This window comes from Pseudomonas spartinae, from assembly GCF_965197125.1.
Lineage (GTDB): Bacteria > Pseudomonadota > Gammaproteobacteria > Pseudomonadales > Pseudomonadaceae > Aquipseudomonas > Aquipseudomonas composti_A.
Map to the genome: position 1 here is coordinate 170,350 of NZ_CBDAMB010000003.1, position 12,660 is coordinate 183,009.

Annotated in this window: 17 protein-coding genes; 4 read left to right on the top strand and 13 right to left on the bottom strand. The window is 57.7% G+C overall.

Features of this window, described 5'->3' with window-relative positions; translation table 11 throughout:
* Positions 1–22: 22 nt before the first annotated feature.
* Positions 23–529: a flavin reductase family protein gene (locus ACN8M7_RS08140; RefSeq protein WP_490260422.1), complete on the top strand. Its 507-nt coding sequence runs from the start codon at positions 23–25 to the stop codon at positions 527–529.
* 202 nt (positions 530–731) lie between these two features.
* On the top strand, positions 732–881 hold the full coding sequence (locus ACN8M7_RS08145; protein ID WP_490260423.1) for a hypothetical protein: 150 nt from the start codon (positions 732–734) through the stop codon (positions 879–881).
* A 164-nt stretch (positions 882–1,045) separates the two neighbouring features.
* Here the strand turns inward: ACN8M7_RS08145 and ACN8M7_RS08150 are convergent, their stop codons facing one another.
* Positions 1,046–1,543, bottom strand: a complete 498-nt coding sequence (locus ACN8M7_RS08150; protein WP_082768054.1) for a ProQ/FinO family protein — start codon at positions 1,541–1,543, stop codon at positions 1,046–1,048.
* Between the two features lie 684 nt (positions 1,544–2,227).
* Between ACN8M7_RS08150 and yecR the strand changes: the two genes are divergently transcribed.
* Entirely contained in the window at positions 2,228–2,740 is a 513-nt protein-coding gene (gene yecR, locus ACN8M7_RS08155; protein WP_490260424.1) for a YecR family lipoprotein, read from the top strand.
* A 326-nt stretch (positions 2,741–3,066) separates the two neighbouring features.
* Positions 3,067–4,083, top strand: a complete 1,017-nt coding sequence (locus ACN8M7_RS08160; protein ID WP_179527741.1) for a hypothetical protein — start codon at positions 3,067–3,069, stop codon at positions 4,081–4,083.
* 52 nt (positions 4,084–4,135) lie between these two features.
* Here the strand turns inward: ACN8M7_RS08160 and ACN8M7_RS08165 are convergent, their stop codons facing one another.
* The 12 genes from ACN8M7_RS08165 to ACN8M7_RS08220 all read right to left on the bottom strand — a co-directional run bounded on the left by ACN8M7_RS08165 (position 4,136) and on the right by ACN8M7_RS08220 (position 12,657).
* Positions 4,136–5,503 carry a phage terminase large subunit gene (locus tag ACN8M7_RS08165; RefSeq protein WP_490260425.1) on the bottom strand — a complete coding sequence of 456 codons (1,368 nt, stop codon included), beginning with the start codon at positions 5,501–5,503 and terminating at the stop codon, positions 4,136–4,138.
* Positions 5,496–5,924 carry a hypothetical protein gene (locus tag ACN8M7_RS08170; protein WP_490260426.1) on the bottom strand — a complete coding sequence of 143 codons (429 nt, stop codon included), beginning with the start codon at positions 5,922–5,924 and terminating at the stop codon, positions 5,496–5,498. Before ACN8M7_RS08170 ends, ACN8M7_RS08165 begins: the two co-directional genes overlap by 8 nt.
* Before the next feature lie 5 nt (positions 5,925–5,929).
* A complete protein-coding gene (locus tag ACN8M7_RS08175; RefSeq protein ID WP_490260427.1) occupies positions 5,930–6,277 on the bottom strand; it encodes a hypothetical protein in 348 nt (115 codons plus the stop codon).
* Positions 6,277–8,805: a phage tail tape measure protein gene (locus ACN8M7_RS08180; protein ID WP_490260428.1), complete on the bottom strand. Its 2,529-nt coding sequence runs from the start codon at positions 8,803–8,805 to the stop codon at positions 6,277–6,279. The genes ACN8M7_RS08175 and ACN8M7_RS08180 overlap by 1 nt, the downstream gene beginning before the upstream one ends.
* Position 8,806: 1 nt before the next feature.
* Positions 8,807–9,202 carry a hypothetical protein gene (locus ACN8M7_RS08185; protein ID WP_490260429.1) on the bottom strand — a complete coding sequence of 132 codons (396 nt, stop codon included), beginning with the start codon at positions 9,200–9,202 and terminating at the stop codon, positions 8,807–8,809.
* A 10-nt stretch (positions 9,203–9,212) separates the two neighbouring features.
* Positions 9,213–10,007 (bottom strand): hypothetical protein, encoded by a 795-nt coding sequence (locus tag ACN8M7_RS08190; RefSeq protein ID WP_490260430.1) that lies wholly within the window; start codon positions 10,005–10,007, stop codon positions 9,213–9,215.
* Positions 10,004–10,177, bottom strand: coding sequence for a hypothetical protein (locus tag ACN8M7_RS08195; RefSeq protein ID WP_276486872.1), 174 nt, complete (start codon positions 10,175–10,177; stop codon positions 10,004–10,006). The genes ACN8M7_RS08190 and ACN8M7_RS08195 overlap by 4 nt, the downstream gene beginning before the upstream one ends.
* A gap of 96 nt (positions 10,178–10,273) precedes the next feature.
* Positions 10,274–10,564 carry a hypothetical protein gene (locus tag ACN8M7_RS08200; protein ID WP_490260431.1) on the bottom strand — a complete coding sequence of 97 codons (291 nt, stop codon included), beginning with the start codon at positions 10,562–10,564 and terminating at the stop codon, positions 10,274–10,276.
* Positions 10,564–11,688: an AAA family ATPase gene (locus tag ACN8M7_RS08205; protein ID WP_490260432.1), complete on the bottom strand. Its 1,125-nt coding sequence runs from the start codon at positions 11,686–11,688 to the stop codon at positions 10,564–10,566. The genes ACN8M7_RS08200 and ACN8M7_RS08205 overlap by 1 nt, the downstream gene beginning before the upstream one ends.
* Before the next feature lie 62 nt (positions 11,689–11,750).
* On the bottom strand, positions 11,751–12,131 hold the full coding sequence (locus ACN8M7_RS08210) for a virulence-associated protein E (RefSeq protein WP_490260433.1): 381 nt from the start codon (positions 12,129–12,131) through the stop codon (positions 11,751–11,753).
* Positions 12,115–12,396, bottom strand: coding sequence for a hypothetical protein (locus ACN8M7_RS08215; protein ID WP_490260434.1), 282 nt, complete (start codon positions 12,394–12,396; stop codon positions 12,115–12,117). The genes ACN8M7_RS08210 and ACN8M7_RS08215 overlap by 17 nt, the downstream gene beginning before the upstream one ends.
* Positions 12,397–12,399: 3 nt before the next feature.
* Positions 12,400–12,657: a hypothetical protein gene (locus ACN8M7_RS08220; RefSeq protein WP_490260435.1), complete on the bottom strand. Its 258-nt coding sequence runs from the start codon at positions 12,655–12,657 to the stop codon at positions 12,400–12,402.
* Between the last annotated feature and the right edge of the window lie 3 nt (positions 12,658–12,660).

The window sequence follows — 12,660 nt, forward strand, 5'->3', positions numbered from 1 at the left end:
CACCTAATATTCAGGCTTTACCATGTCACTCCCTTGCAATGCAATCGAACCATTGCGCTTTCGCGAAGCGCTCGGACACTACGCATCCGGTATCACGGTCATTACATCGATTATCGACAATGAGCCGCTCGGTTTCACTTGCCAGTCGTTCTACAGCGTCTCGATGAACCCGCCACTGGTCTCATTCAGTGTAATGGCCAACTCATACAGCTACCCCAAAATTCGCCGGGCAGGTCGATTTGCAGTCAACATCCTGTCAGGCGAACAGGCCGAAATATCCAATACCTTCGCTCGACAAGGCGCTGACAAGTGGAACGACGTAGAGTGGCACGCATCACCACTGGGCAATCCAATCATTGGCGATAGTCTGCACTGGCTAGATTGCGAGATTCACGCCGAGCATGTTGCCGGCGATCATCTGATCGTGATTGGTGAAGTGAAAGCGTTGCACGTTCAAGAAAATGTGGCTGCACGTCCTTTACTGTATTTTAAAGGGCGATATTGTGATCTTTTGATGCCTACCGAATAAACTGCAGCCTCGGATAATAACGACGTCCCCATCGAGATAACACTGCAACTTCTATAGCAATTACCTCCCCGAGATATCACCACCTCAAAGTATTATTCAGCCCTGACCATGGCGGGGGCGTTCTCGTACATGTGGCTTTGCTAAGGCATGGGAATAGCATGTCCGCTACGATCAAAAATGACTTCTGGCAGGTCATGGCTCAGTGTCTCGAGCTCTTGATTCGGACGACAAGAGCCTGCTCAACGAAGCACCGCGCGACACTCTCAAGCTGTTGACCACTTATCGCTTGCAGTCCGTTCCGCAACTGAAGGTCGGTGGCGATGTGCGTTGGCAGGGTGAGGATTACTACTAGCGCTCCGGGCCGAACAACGCCCTTGACGAGCATTGCTACAGCGCCATAGGTGCGCGCGGCTGGTACGGCCCCCCGCGCAGCCTGACAACAACGTTGACACACCCTCGAAAACCTCTCCAGCCAAGATGGCTCCAGACTTCACTTGGTAGCGAGGCACGGCAACGTTATTTCTCAGCGATATCAGCTATCTCGTCTTGTATGTGCTTTTGGGGTTTTGCTTTTCTACGTTGTGCCTGTCCGCGCTGCCGTCTGGCTTGTTGCTTCGCATGTAGAGCCTGAGAAGCGCTCACCATACCAACTGCCTGGCCACTCAAGTCAAAGCGCGGAGCATTCTCCGTCATGCATGCCCAGTATCGACTTCCTCGACACCAGGTTGCGATACCTGCTTTGAGCTGGTCACTGGATATTCCGAGCAACTCCAGATGCTGTTCAGCATCCTTGAGGATTCCCTCTTTCAAGGGAACCTTGGGAGCAGGACTAACGGGGAAAGCCCCGGGAAAGTGCTTCTGCAATCGCCAGATTGCCTCCACCGAAGGATCATGCTCACGAGACGCGCTCTGGGGAGTTGGCTTCTGTACACGCGTTTTTTTGCTATCGGTCTTTACCGATTCACTTTCGGCACGCAGTCGGTCGCGTAGCTCAGCTAGTTGCTCAAAACCCATCGTTCAATTCACTGCTTCATAGTTGATTAGTGGCCCAAGATTATCTCATACGATTTTTTGCTACATGCCAAACCCGCTCAGACTAGTTACCACCAGATGAAAAACTACTAGCCCACCTACAACGCTGATCACCTGCATGGCGCCTTCCTGGAGCTGCAGGGCACACAGCTCCAGACCAAGGTCATGAGCCACGACTTTAGAGCTATGCAGTGATCTGAGAACAGGACCTGGTCCTGATTCGCATCTGCGGCAAAAAGTGTTCTGCAGCGAAGGTGATTGGCTGTGGCAAAGGTTCAAATGCGCTGAACCTAGAGACGACAGTGGACAACCACAAACAAAAAAACCGGCCAAGAGTGCCGGTTTAGATGGGTTTCATAGACTTATACGAGACAGCTATAAACAGATGAATGGTGCCGAAGCCGGACTCGAACTGTTAGCCGAAAGCGCCGTATTTACTTGGATTGCCACTTACAAAACCCAAGCCATATACCTAAGCGTATACCTAAAACCGAAAGTACCCCCTGCTCGCCCTGCAAAATCGATCACTTTCTGACCACCCTTTTTTTAGCGTTCGTGGTCATCGTGAAAGCGCGCCTCAATACCTCTCCGACTTATCCCCTGGTCGTATAGTCAGAGCGACCATCATGGTGGCACTATGCAACCTTTTCAGGCATGGAGGTCGGAATGCATAACTCCCATCAGAACATCGCGTCACTCGCAACCAAGGCCCTGCTGGCACTGATCGCTGCCATTACGATTACCGGCTGTGCAACCAAGAAAGACTTCTATGCGATGGGCGGTAGCCGCGCCGACGGCACGGTCGACATGGCCTATGACTTCCGCCAGTTCGAATCCCCGGTGGTTAATCCCGCTCAGGCCCAATCAATCGCGAAGTCGAAGTGCCGAGTTTGGGGCTACAACGACGCCGAGGCATTCGGCGGCATGACACAGAACTGCCATCAGCGTGACGGATTCGGGACTTGCGTGGCTGGCCAGGTCGTCCACACCTACCAGTGCATCGGAAACCTCAACGAAGCCGCGCAGGCCAAACCCGTTAACACTCAAGCACCCGCCTCGCTATCGGGCGCCCTGTCAAAAGACCAATGGCAACAGCAACAACTTCAGCAACTCAAGAGCGAGACAGGCCTGTCCTATGAGGAGTACACCAGCCGGTATCGTCAGATCATGGGGCAGTGACGGACAGCCCTTCCCGCCCCCGACGTGCAAGGCGGCATAATGCGCAAATTTATCCTCCTCTCAGCTTTTCTATTCCGTTCCTGGGGCGCGCTCATTAGCGAGCATACGAAGAGCGCAAGCAGCACAAATTAGGGGAGCACGAAGCCTAAGCTCGCGACAGCGGGCTGTGGCATGACAAGGAACCGGTTGCGCCCGGTAGTGGAGGAAGAGATGGCGCTGTGCCATGCTTCTTTTCAGGAAAATGCCACAGACTGCGCCTGAGATGCAGGTAGCGCAGAAAGCTTCAATGAATACATCCAGATGAACCTCAAGGGAATTTCAAGCAGATGCAGCTGCTATCAGTAACGGATTGCGAATCCTTCCTTAGAGCACTCGACTTGATCGAGCATGGTCAAGATTCGGTCAGAATCTCTTTCGATGGATGGCCAAATTTCGATGTAAAGATCAACGGCGATCGCTACCACAGCACAATGACATCGAAGCTCATGCAGGGCTTCATCTCCTATCAGGAGGAGGTGCTAAGATCGTACGCAGAGATAAGGTACGGGACATCTTCGCTTCTGCGGCTCACAAATGAAGAGAAGGCATCCCTAGAGATTGTCTTTAAAATCGCTCAAGGAAGCACGGAGGGTGATGGGAATCTTGATGGCATTGCTAATCGTCTGCTGGACAAGATCCCGTTTCACAAGATGACGCCACGACAAGTCGCTCTTTGCTTAGCTCTTACCATTGGCTCGGTAGCTGGCTATTTCGTGTTCTCAGAATGGCAGGATACTGTACGAGAGCAGCAAAGGTTTGAATCCCAGGCGCAAACAGAATCCCACTACGAGCGTCTATTTGAGAGGTTCACGGAAGCACTGACATCGCCAGAAACGCCGACCGAAGCTCGTCGCGTACATGAGCATACCCAGGAGGGTTACAAAGCTATTTTTGCCGGCGCACCTGACGCAGACTCTGCGAGCATTCAAGGTAAGCGCTTTTCGCAAGATCAGATGCACGAGATCACCTCCAGAGAATCCCCATCAAGGCAACGGATTGAGCGGCGAGACGATCTGATCATTGAATCAATCAAGCGCACGCCTGAGTATCTGACACTGACCCTTAGGCTTCCGGAAGAAGAAGCAACATTCACTGGCCGTATTGATCTCATGTCGTTTACCCCAGAGTCACTGCCCGAAGTATTTGATGCGTTTCGGGACAGTACACCCATAAGGTTTTTCCACTTTGCGACCATGGAAGCCGGCGGGATAGTCAAGACTCAGGTACTCGCCATTGATCGGAATACAGAGTCAGCGCAGTTAGCTACTGAGCCATTGCAATCAGAACCATTTCTGACAAATTAGTAACAAGCCCGGCCAAGCGCTGGGCTTTTCGTTTCAGGTGCAATCGTTTGCACTATCCTCCCAAGGCTTGCCACAACGGTACACTGCTAGCCGTCCTGACATACCTCAAACATCCATACCGCACCGCATCTGCGCCATGGTCAGGGCCTGAGCTATCCACGTCTTCGATGCGCTTCTGATCGCGGGCAAGGGTTGGCAGCGTCTCCCAGAGGTAGCTGCAGGATCGGCTGATGTAGAGACCTGGCTTATCAACCTGGCCAGCATCGGCGAGTAGCCGGCGCATGATGTTCCAGCCGGTGATACGGTCGGCCTTCTTGGCAGGGTCGAAGCGCACCCCGCAGCGCGAGAACTCGTCCGCAATCGAGCCGGCCGCATGGCCTCCTTTCGCAAAGATCGCATCATCGGCAACGCCGGTGGGCTTGATCTGCCAGCGCTTGCACATCGAGATGATTTCCTCGGCCAGGATTGGCACCGTCCAGTTCAAACCAGCATTCGGGTTGTCTCGCTTGCAAGTAGCCAGCTCGTCGACCAGCACCAGGCTGTCGCGAGGGTAGAACTTGCCATCAGGCCCAACACCACCTGGCGACTTGGCAACCACATAGGTAGCGCTGGGCGCGCTGCTGCCGAAGTCGTGTGTGAGGTAAGTCGTCCACCCATGCGGAATGTGATCCCACGGGTCTACCGCGTTCCGGCTTTCGTCCAGGACACTCGCGAAGTAGGCGCCGCGGTTCACCGCCCAATCACCGGTTGACCATGCCCGCAGCAGCTCCGGGTCATCCGGGCATGCTGACTCCAGCTGATCCTTGTACTGCTCGGTATCGATAAAGCGGTTGCTGTCGAAGGTCGATGGCGCATAGACCCATTGGCGCTTGCTCTTGGGCTCGAGGAACGGTTTCCAAGGCGCTGTGGTGAAGACGTAGCGCTTGGCCAGCCAGTAATGTCCAGGGCCGCCAGGGTTGGCCGCGATGATCATGCGAATCGGCATGTCCTTCGGGCCGCGCAGGTTCGAGCGCATCAGATCAAGCAAGTCAGGGGTCGGGTACTGGCCGGCCTCGTCCACCAGCAGCAGCGTGAAAGATCGGCCCTGGTACTTGGTGTAGTCGGCGTGGCTTTCGAGCTGGCCAAGCTCCAAGTAACCGCCATTCGGGAAGCGCCAGACGTGCTCGGCGGCGTTATAGCGTGCCGCAGTGCTGTAGACCGTTCCGAACAGCTCACGACAGACCAGCTCGAAATCGGACAGGCCCTTGTAGGTGCGCCGCAAGTAGAGGATCCGCGCCTTTTCACCGTACTGCTCGACATGCCGTAAACACAGCAGCGCCAGCCCATAGGACTTGCCACCTCCCCGGCCGCCGCCACAGAAGACGTCCAGCTCCTCGGGCAGCAGCATCAAGCGCTCTTGGAAGCCATTGAACTCAATCATGCCCACGCTCCCCACCGCGAGGTGTTACGTCTTTCGTGAAGTCTTCCAGTTTCATCGCACCGGGCATCTCGAATACCACGCTGACGCGGTTGGCGATTTCCGCCTGGTCACCCTCGCGATAGCCGTGGCGGGCCTTCAGCAGGAATATCGCCGCAGCGACATTTCCGCCCTTGGTGGCACTGTCGAACAGAGCGGTGAACAGCGCGTTATGCTCACGCTCCCTCCCCTCGTCTATGGCCTGTTTCAGCTCAGGATAGAGTTCTAGCCATTTGTTCAGGGTTTCAACCGTGGTGCCCAGCCGATAGGCCAGGCCCTTCTTGTTGTACCCGGCTGCGGCCAGCTCGAGCAGCTTTTCAGCAGCATCGCGCGGCGGTTTCTTACGGGTTCCCGTGTACCCGCGAAGGTCTTTCTTCTCGCTCATCAGCGCTAGGCTCCCGGCTTGAATTGGCCCTGGTGCTTCTCTGCCAGCAGCCCCAGGATCACGGCGAAAGACTTCATGAGGGGCGTGTAAAGCTGCCCCCTCGCGTCGAATAGGTGCTTCAGGTATTCATCCCTCACTACCTGCAATTGACGGTCATCTAGCAGGCCTTCAGGCAGTTGAAAATTGCTCTGAACCTGCTGATCAATCCCCAAGTAGTAAGCGCCCAGCTCTTCGAGGATCGGCCCATGGTGGCGCTCTGCGACACCCTGAGCCCGCAGCATATCCACGAACCCAGGCCGGATAGCTCGCCATGACCTTTCGACGTTTCCTGGCATCGTCAGAACCTGGCCCATCACACGTACCTCGCCGACGATTGAACAGCCTGGGCGATCTGCCTGGCTGCTGTTGCAGTGGCTTGGCGGGCCTCCTTAGCATTGGTGATGCCAGGGAAATTCATCTGCTGGATGTTCACGGACGGGGCGCCCATCATTTTCGCCGTATCCTCTCTGCCCGTGATGTTTGCCGGCCCGCGTACCAGTTCAGGGCCGCGCTCGCCGACAATGCCCCAGCTATTGGCCGGCAAGAATCCGCCCTTGTCGAACTTGGGTAATGAGCTGAGCCAACTCGAATAGGCGCTTCCCGTGTAGCCAGATATTGAAGCGCCGGCCGCAGCGGATCCGGCAGGGCCGCCGAAGTAGGACGCTGCAGCGTTCAGACCCATACCCAGCAGACTGGAAAGTCCGCCTTTGCCATCACCGCCGCCGATGGCAAACGCTACAGCCTTGCGCGCTTCGATCCTGATCAGGTCAGCAATGACCGAGTTAGCAAACTCGGCAAAGCTGGCCTTGCCAGTGGTGACGAACTGAACAATCTGATCTTCCAGCCCCTGGAACGCGTTGCCTGCAGCATCAGCAAAGCCGGCGGACAGGTCATTGGCGCTGTCGATGTAATCCTCTGTCGCCTGCCTGATGCCGCTAACTGCGTCGCCACGCGCTACGGCTTTCTTCTTCTCGCCCTCTTCGACAATGGCGATTTCCTGCAGCATCGCAGCGCGCAGAGCATCGACGCGCGTTTGGTAGGCCTCAGCACTCAGCGCCGATGACGTGCCCTGCGCCCGGGCCAATTCTTCAAGCCGGCGGGCGTACTCAAACTCCAGTTGGTTCAGGTCGCGCAGTGTTTGCGCGCGGCGTCCACCTACGCCGATGGACTCAATTTCGATGTCTATCGCATTGCGTCGGGCGCTCACCTGATCGCGTAGCGCTGCTGTGTATTGCTCAGTACCTTGCGACTCCTGCTTAACCTTCTCGATCTGCTGGAGCCGGTCTAGCTCTTCCTGCAGGCTGATCAGATTTTCCTTTCGCGGGCCGGCCAGGGCTGCAAGTTCGCCGTTTTCCAGGTCGTAGCGAAGCTGAGCGGCGCCGGTCGTTTCGCCAAACAGCGCGATCTGACGTGCAAGGCCCTTCTCGGTGGTGTCGTACAGTTGCTGGAGGCGTTCGGCTGCTTGTGCGGCTTCCTTCGCGGCTTTGCTGGTACCGGTACCGCCGCCTAGCTCGATGTTGCGGCCTAGCAGGCGCTTGCGTAGCTCCTCGATTTCTTTCTCTGTTCGAGCGCGCTGCTCCTGCCTGGCCTTGCGTTCGTCCTCGAAACGCTTCTTTGCAGCCTCGCCGGCCTGAATCGAAGCGTCTCGCTCCTGAAAGATGGCGTCGATGGATTCCTGGCGGGTCTGCGCCAGAATTTCGACCTCTTGTCGCACGCCGCTGTATGCGCTTTTCACTGCGTCCAGACCATTGGGAATCGCCGCGATAGCGGCACCCAGGGCCTGTACCTGATTCACGTTGTTGTCGATCAGGCTGGCGATTTCTACGGTGGCCACGCGCACGGCTGCGCGCAGATCAGCCGGAATGTTCTTGAACTCGAAGACATAGGCAGACGCGGCCGACTTGCTGTCGTCTTCGAAGTCGCCCAACAGGTCGCTGATGATGTTGAAGGTGGCCGAAAAGTCGCCTGAGATGTTATCCAGCTCGCGCCCCCAAATCGCAGCGGATTGGATGATGGGCAACGTCAGCGCACCGGAGTCGATCAGATTGGATATGGAACTGATGGTGTTCGAAAAGGCCAGGCTAGAGCCGGTGGCCTTGTCGATTTCGCCTATGGCCTGGGTGAGGCTGTTCCCTAGTTGGGTCAGCGACTGTGAGGCGGTTTTGACCGAGCGGCCAAACAGTTGGTCTACGGCGTCGCCCTGCTTGATGATCGCTTGCGCGATTGCGTCAGCAGTCAGGAGCCCATCAGCCCCCAGCTTGCGCAGTTCGCCAACGGTCACACCCAGGCCGTCTGCGATGGCCTTGGCGAGAGGCGGCGCGGCCTCCAGAACGGCGTTCAGTTCCTCGCCGCGCAGCTGACCGGACGCGAAGGCCTGGCCCAACTGAACCAAGGCACCGGACGCCGCTGCCGCGCTGCTGCCACTGATGGCGAGAGTCTTGTTGACCGTATCCACGACGGACACGATCTCGTTCGCCGACAGCCCCAGCTCCTGCGAGTTTGCCGCGATGCGCTGGTAAAGCTCGGCGGTGGCGGCCAGGGGCTGGCGGGAGTCCTGCGCAATGTCGAAAACAGCAGCCTGCGCCGCTATCAGCGATTCGGTGTTGGTGGTCACCAGCCGGAGCCGGTTGGTCAGCGTCGTGTAGTTCTCAGACGCCTGGGCAATCTCCCTGGCACTGATCACAGCGGCCAGGGGACCGGCCAGGCGCCGGAACGCGCCAGTAAGCTGGTTTGTTGCCGATTCGGTGCGCCCAACAGTGCGCCCGAGCCGGTCAAGGTCACTATCCGTCGCCCGCACCTGGCGGCTGTCGACGCTGACCACTAATCGCGCGTATTCGCTCATATCAAAGCCTATTCCTGGAGACGGCCAGGTCGACTATGCGGCGCACCCTGGCGAAGTTACGCCGCACCATGCCGGCGGGAGATTGCATTGAACGCCCGTTTTCCAGGCCTTCGATGTAGGGCAGCGAGTTGGACAAGAAGACCTCACGGCCTGCTAGTTCTGGCGTCTCGGATATAACCTCAGCGATTGCCAATGAACCGTCTGGATCATCCCGTTCTATCTCTTCCTGAGCCGGCAAGCCGACTTGGGTAATCCAGTTTCCACGAGCGCGGCCGGTGTCGACGGGCGTGTCGCGGATCACGCCCGAGAACAGATCGATAGTGGCCGTCCGCACGATCTTGTTATGGGTTTCCTTGATCTTGCGAATGGCCGCTTCCATTTCGTCTTCGAAGCTCATGGCAGATCACCTATCGCTTGGGCTCGGTTTCCATGCGCTTACGCATCAGCGCCACCTGCTTGGAGTCAAAGCCGAAAATGTCGAAGCCATGGGCGACGGGCTCATATGGCGACCTGATCAGCGTTCGAAGTATCGCTTCGGCTTTCCAGCCAGAGACGCGCCCAGCGATGCCGGCAACATGAGCCAGGCCACGACGCGACGTTTCGACCAAACGCCGGTCGTTGTCGATGGTGTGGGCGGTGACAGGATCTGCAGCGCGCTTTGCCCCTTTCCAGGTTTCAGCGACGACCTTGGTTTGCCAGTCCAGCAATGCCAGCGGCGCAGGCGCGCGCATTAGAGCGATCATCAGGCGCTCATGCTTGCCAGGATCGGTCTTTACCTCATCCAGCAACTTGGTTTGCTTATCGATCTTCATGGAGCGCCACCAATCACGAATCTCGCGGTCTTCAATTGCAGCAACTGCGTTGCCCGGATCGATGGTTGGGAAGGCGTAAAGCCTCGCCTCCATGTTCGCGATGGTGCCCTCGAACATCCGCACCTGACCCGCTGCCGCAGCAATGCGGCTAACCATATCGGTCTTCACGGGCTCTGATTTTTGATCGATACCCAGCGCGGAAAGAGTCCCGTCTTGGCTGATGCTTTTCAGCTTGTCGAAATTCTCTGCAGCGAGAGAAATGGAGTTATTGAGGATCTGAATCGGGTAGGACGCAAAGTCATCATCAGAAATGGCTGGCAAACCAAAGCGGTGGCCGCCCTCGAATGCGACCTCGGTACCGTTGTCGTTTCGAACAATCTCAAAGCTCATGCGTAGGCTCCTGCAGGTGCGGGAAATAGCGGTTTGTTTTCGGCGAGCGCCACCAGCAAGGCCGTGGCCTGGATATCGCCTTGATCAGCAGCGGCACGTAGGCGTACCCAGGCTGCTTCCAGTTCGCGACGGGTTGGCCTGCATTGGCGCCCGCGTTGCGGTTTGTTCATCGTCGATATCTCCACTCGTGAAGATGGCGTTTCTGCCAGATTTGGCCAAATTAGCCTTAATTAGACCTAATATGTATATCCATACAGTATTTGTCACTACCGTACGTCGGAATCAGGCCAGCGCCATTGGGCGGCCTCCAAGGCTTCTTGGCGGCTCATGGGTTCACCGATCATCACGCAGATGACCTTCCCCTCCAGGAGCACGCGCCAATTACTCGAGCGCATCTGGCCGTCATTGGCGGCCAGCTCTGCGAGCAGCTCCAGGCGGTGCAACTTGATGTATTGGCGGTCGTCTTCGGTCAGCTTGCTGGCCGGGGAAACGACCAGGCGCTTCCCGGATACGCGGGCAGAAAATCCGTGTTCGGTGAGGTAATCGATGGCAGCCATCACACTACCTCCGAGTCGGATTCGTCGAAGACCGCCACTTCACCCCGAAGACCGCCATTCAAAACTGTGGCGGTCTTCGATGATTCTTGGCGGTCTTCGACCCCGAGTTGCCATACCCAGCCCTCTTTCATGCCGATCTTGACGGCATCAACCCCCAGGGACTTCTTGGCTCGTTCGATGGTGCGCCAGGCATACCCAGCACCATTTGCATCGGCTTTAACCTGTTTCACCGGCACAGGCCCACCGGCGAGAAGGTCGAGTAAGAAATGCTCGGCATCTTCATGCTCACTACGCTGCTCATCGCCGGCACTCTCGACTTCGGCCAGGATCTCCCGCGCACTACCTTCGATCCTGTCGCCCCAAAGCACGCGGGTCGTCTCGATGCCGTCGCCGACGGTGCAAGGCTCGATCACATACCCCACGCCGCCCTGGTCGTCGGCGATGTTGGATTTCGCCCGGGCCAGGACGCGAACGTCAGAATCCTCCTGCTTGGCAGCGACCAGCACTGCGCGAGCCAGGGCGCCAAACGCCTGGCTACCAATCACGCGATCAGCCGGTGACGAAGCGCCGCTGCCCTTGCTGAAGTGACTGATGCCCAGCACGGCGCACTGATGCGCTTCGGCGAAGTCGACCACCGATTGCAGGGAGCGGCGAACCTCATTGGCGCGGTGCATGTCGCCCTTGACCACGTTCACAACCGGGTCGAGCAGCAGCAGAGAAGCGCCGCCGATCTGCTCCACGGCATCACGCAACAGGTCGAAGTCTGCGGCCGGGTCGAAGGGCTCACGCTCACCGGCAGAGTTCACACGCCCTTCGATGATGTGGACGCGGGCCAGGTCGGCACCCGCTGCCATAAGTCGCGGCACCAGGGTGTCAGCCGGATCATCCTCGGACGACCAGATCAAGGCATTTCCTGGCTCTGAGCAAACCTCACCATCAGGCCAACGGCCGCAGTTCGTCACCGTGCCGATCAAGCCAATCGCCAATGTAGTCTTGCCGCTACCACCAGCACCGGCCAGAACGGTCAGCTTTCCTCGTGCGACCCAACCAGGCCAGAGCCAGCGAATGGCAACCGGCTTGATGGTCGATGCTGGTGTCAGCTCAGCTCGCCAGAGGCGCTTCATGGGTTCCGGTACCGGGAGGGTTACAACGCCCTCCCACTCTTTGGCAAACCGATCACCGCCGCTCATGCAGTCACCCCCAGGCGCTGCTTGGCCAGCTCGAAGCGAGCTTGATCGTCTGCGCTAAGCCGGCTGCCGCTCTGCTGCATCGACAGGCCGATCTGGTAAACGGTGCGCTCATGCTCAACCGCTGCCTTGCTTGGCCCTCGGCGAGTGGCTTTTTCACCAGGGAACAGATCACGCAGCTCAAGGCCAATGGCGGCGGTGATATCCGCAGAGCTGCAGCCAGCCCAGCAGTGCAGCAGCACCTTGCCGTCCTCAGCCTCGCGGATACTCAGACTCGGGTCTTTGTCCACATGGGCCGGGCAGCAAGCCTTCCACTTGTTGGCACCGGCAGGCCGCACCTTGTCGAGTCGAGGCAGTAGCTGATCAATTGGATTGGCCATCTTCAGCCTCCAGTTGCTCGCGCAGGGTCGTCGTGACGTGAACGATTTCCTTGTTCTGCTCGTGGTATTCCTCGATATCGATCAGGCCACTCAGCAGCAGTGCATCCGCGCAGCCGGCGCCGACGTAGGCGGCAAGAACCAGGTCATCGAGCGTCTTCGCGGCGCCGATCTGCTTCAGGCTTCGGCTGAAGATCTGGTTTGGAGTAAGCACTTTCTTAGGGCCGAGTTTGGCCACCGGCACATTGGCGCCGTTTTTCGTAGTCATGGTTTAGGCCCTCAGTTGTGCGAGGCGGTGACGCGCTTTGGCGTTATCCAGAGAAAGCGCTTTGCCACAGTCGCCCATCCAGCCACCTTTCTCGGTGTGAAAATGGGAGGTTGGGAAAGCAGCGATCACCCGAGTCATAGCTCGCTGCGCCTCTTCGGCAGTGGCGAAAGGGCCGCATACTCCATAGGGATACCGAGGGCTGCCGTCTTCCTGAACGTAGTGGAACAGCGTGAAGCCGTGATGCTTGGCGAAGTTCTTCATGGC

Bases quoted from the DNA above. Each gene is read 5' to 3' on its own strand.
- ACN8M7_RS08140 (WP_490260422.1), top strand. From the start codon at position 23: ATGTCACTCCCTTGCAATGCAATCGAACCATTGCGCTTTCGCGAAGCG.
- ACN8M7_RS08150 (WP_082768054.1), bottom strand. From the start codon at position 1,543: ATGGGTTTTGAGCAACTAGCTGAGCTACGCGACCGACTGCGTGCCGAA.
- yecR (WP_490260424.1), top strand. From the start codon at position 2,228: ATGCATAACTCCCATCAGAACATCGCGTCACTCGCAACCAAGGCCCTG.
- ACN8M7_RS08160 (WP_179527741.1), top strand. From the start codon at position 3,067: ATGCAGCTGCTATCAGTAACGGATTGCGAATCCTTCCTTAGAGCACTC.
- ACN8M7_RS08165 (WP_490260425.1), bottom strand. From the start codon at position 5,503: ATGATTGAGTTCAATGGCTTCCAAGAGCGCTTGATGCTGCTGCCCGAG.
- ACN8M7_RS08170 (WP_490260426.1), bottom strand. From the start codon at position 5,924: ATGAGCGAGAAGAAAGACCTTCGCGGGTACACGGGAACCCGTAAGAAA.
- ACN8M7_RS08175 (WP_490260427.1), bottom strand. From the start codon at position 6,277: ATGGGCCAGGTTCTGACGATGCCAGGAAACGTCGAAAGGTCATGGCGA.
- ACN8M7_RS08180 (WP_490260428.1), bottom strand. From the start codon at position 8,805: ATGAGCGAATACGCGCGATTAGTGGTCAGCGTCGACAGCCGCCAGGTG.
- ACN8M7_RS08185 (WP_490260429.1), bottom strand. From the start codon at position 9,202: ATGAGCTTCGAAGACGAAATGGAAGCGGCCATTCGCAAGATCAAGGAA.
- ACN8M7_RS08190 (WP_490260430.1), bottom strand. From the start codon at position 10,007: ATGAGCTTTGAGATTGTTCGAAACGACAACGGTACCGAGGTCGCATTC.
- ACN8M7_RS08195 (WP_276486872.1), bottom strand. From the start codon at position 10,177: ATGAACAAACCGCAACGCGGGCGCCAATGCAGGCCAACCCGTCGCGAA.
- ACN8M7_RS08200 (WP_490260431.1), bottom strand. From the start codon at position 10,564: ATGGCTGCCATCGATTACCTCACCGAACACGGATTTTCTGCCCGCGTA.
- ACN8M7_RS08205 (WP_490260432.1), bottom strand. From the start codon at position 11,688: ATGAAGCGCCTCTGGCGAGCTGAGCTGACACCAGCATCGACCATCAAG.
- ACN8M7_RS08210 (WP_490260433.1), bottom strand. From the start codon at position 12,131: ATGGCCAATCCAATTGATCAGCTACTGCCTCGACTCGACAAGGTGCGG.
- ACN8M7_RS08215 (WP_490260434.1), bottom strand. From the start codon at position 12,396: ATGACTACGAAAAACGGCGCCAATGTGCCGGTGGCCAAACTCGGCCCT.
- ACN8M7_RS08220 (WP_490260435.1), bottom strand. From the start codon at position 12,657: ATGAAGAACTTCGCCAAGCATCACGGCTTCACGCTGTTCCACTACGTT.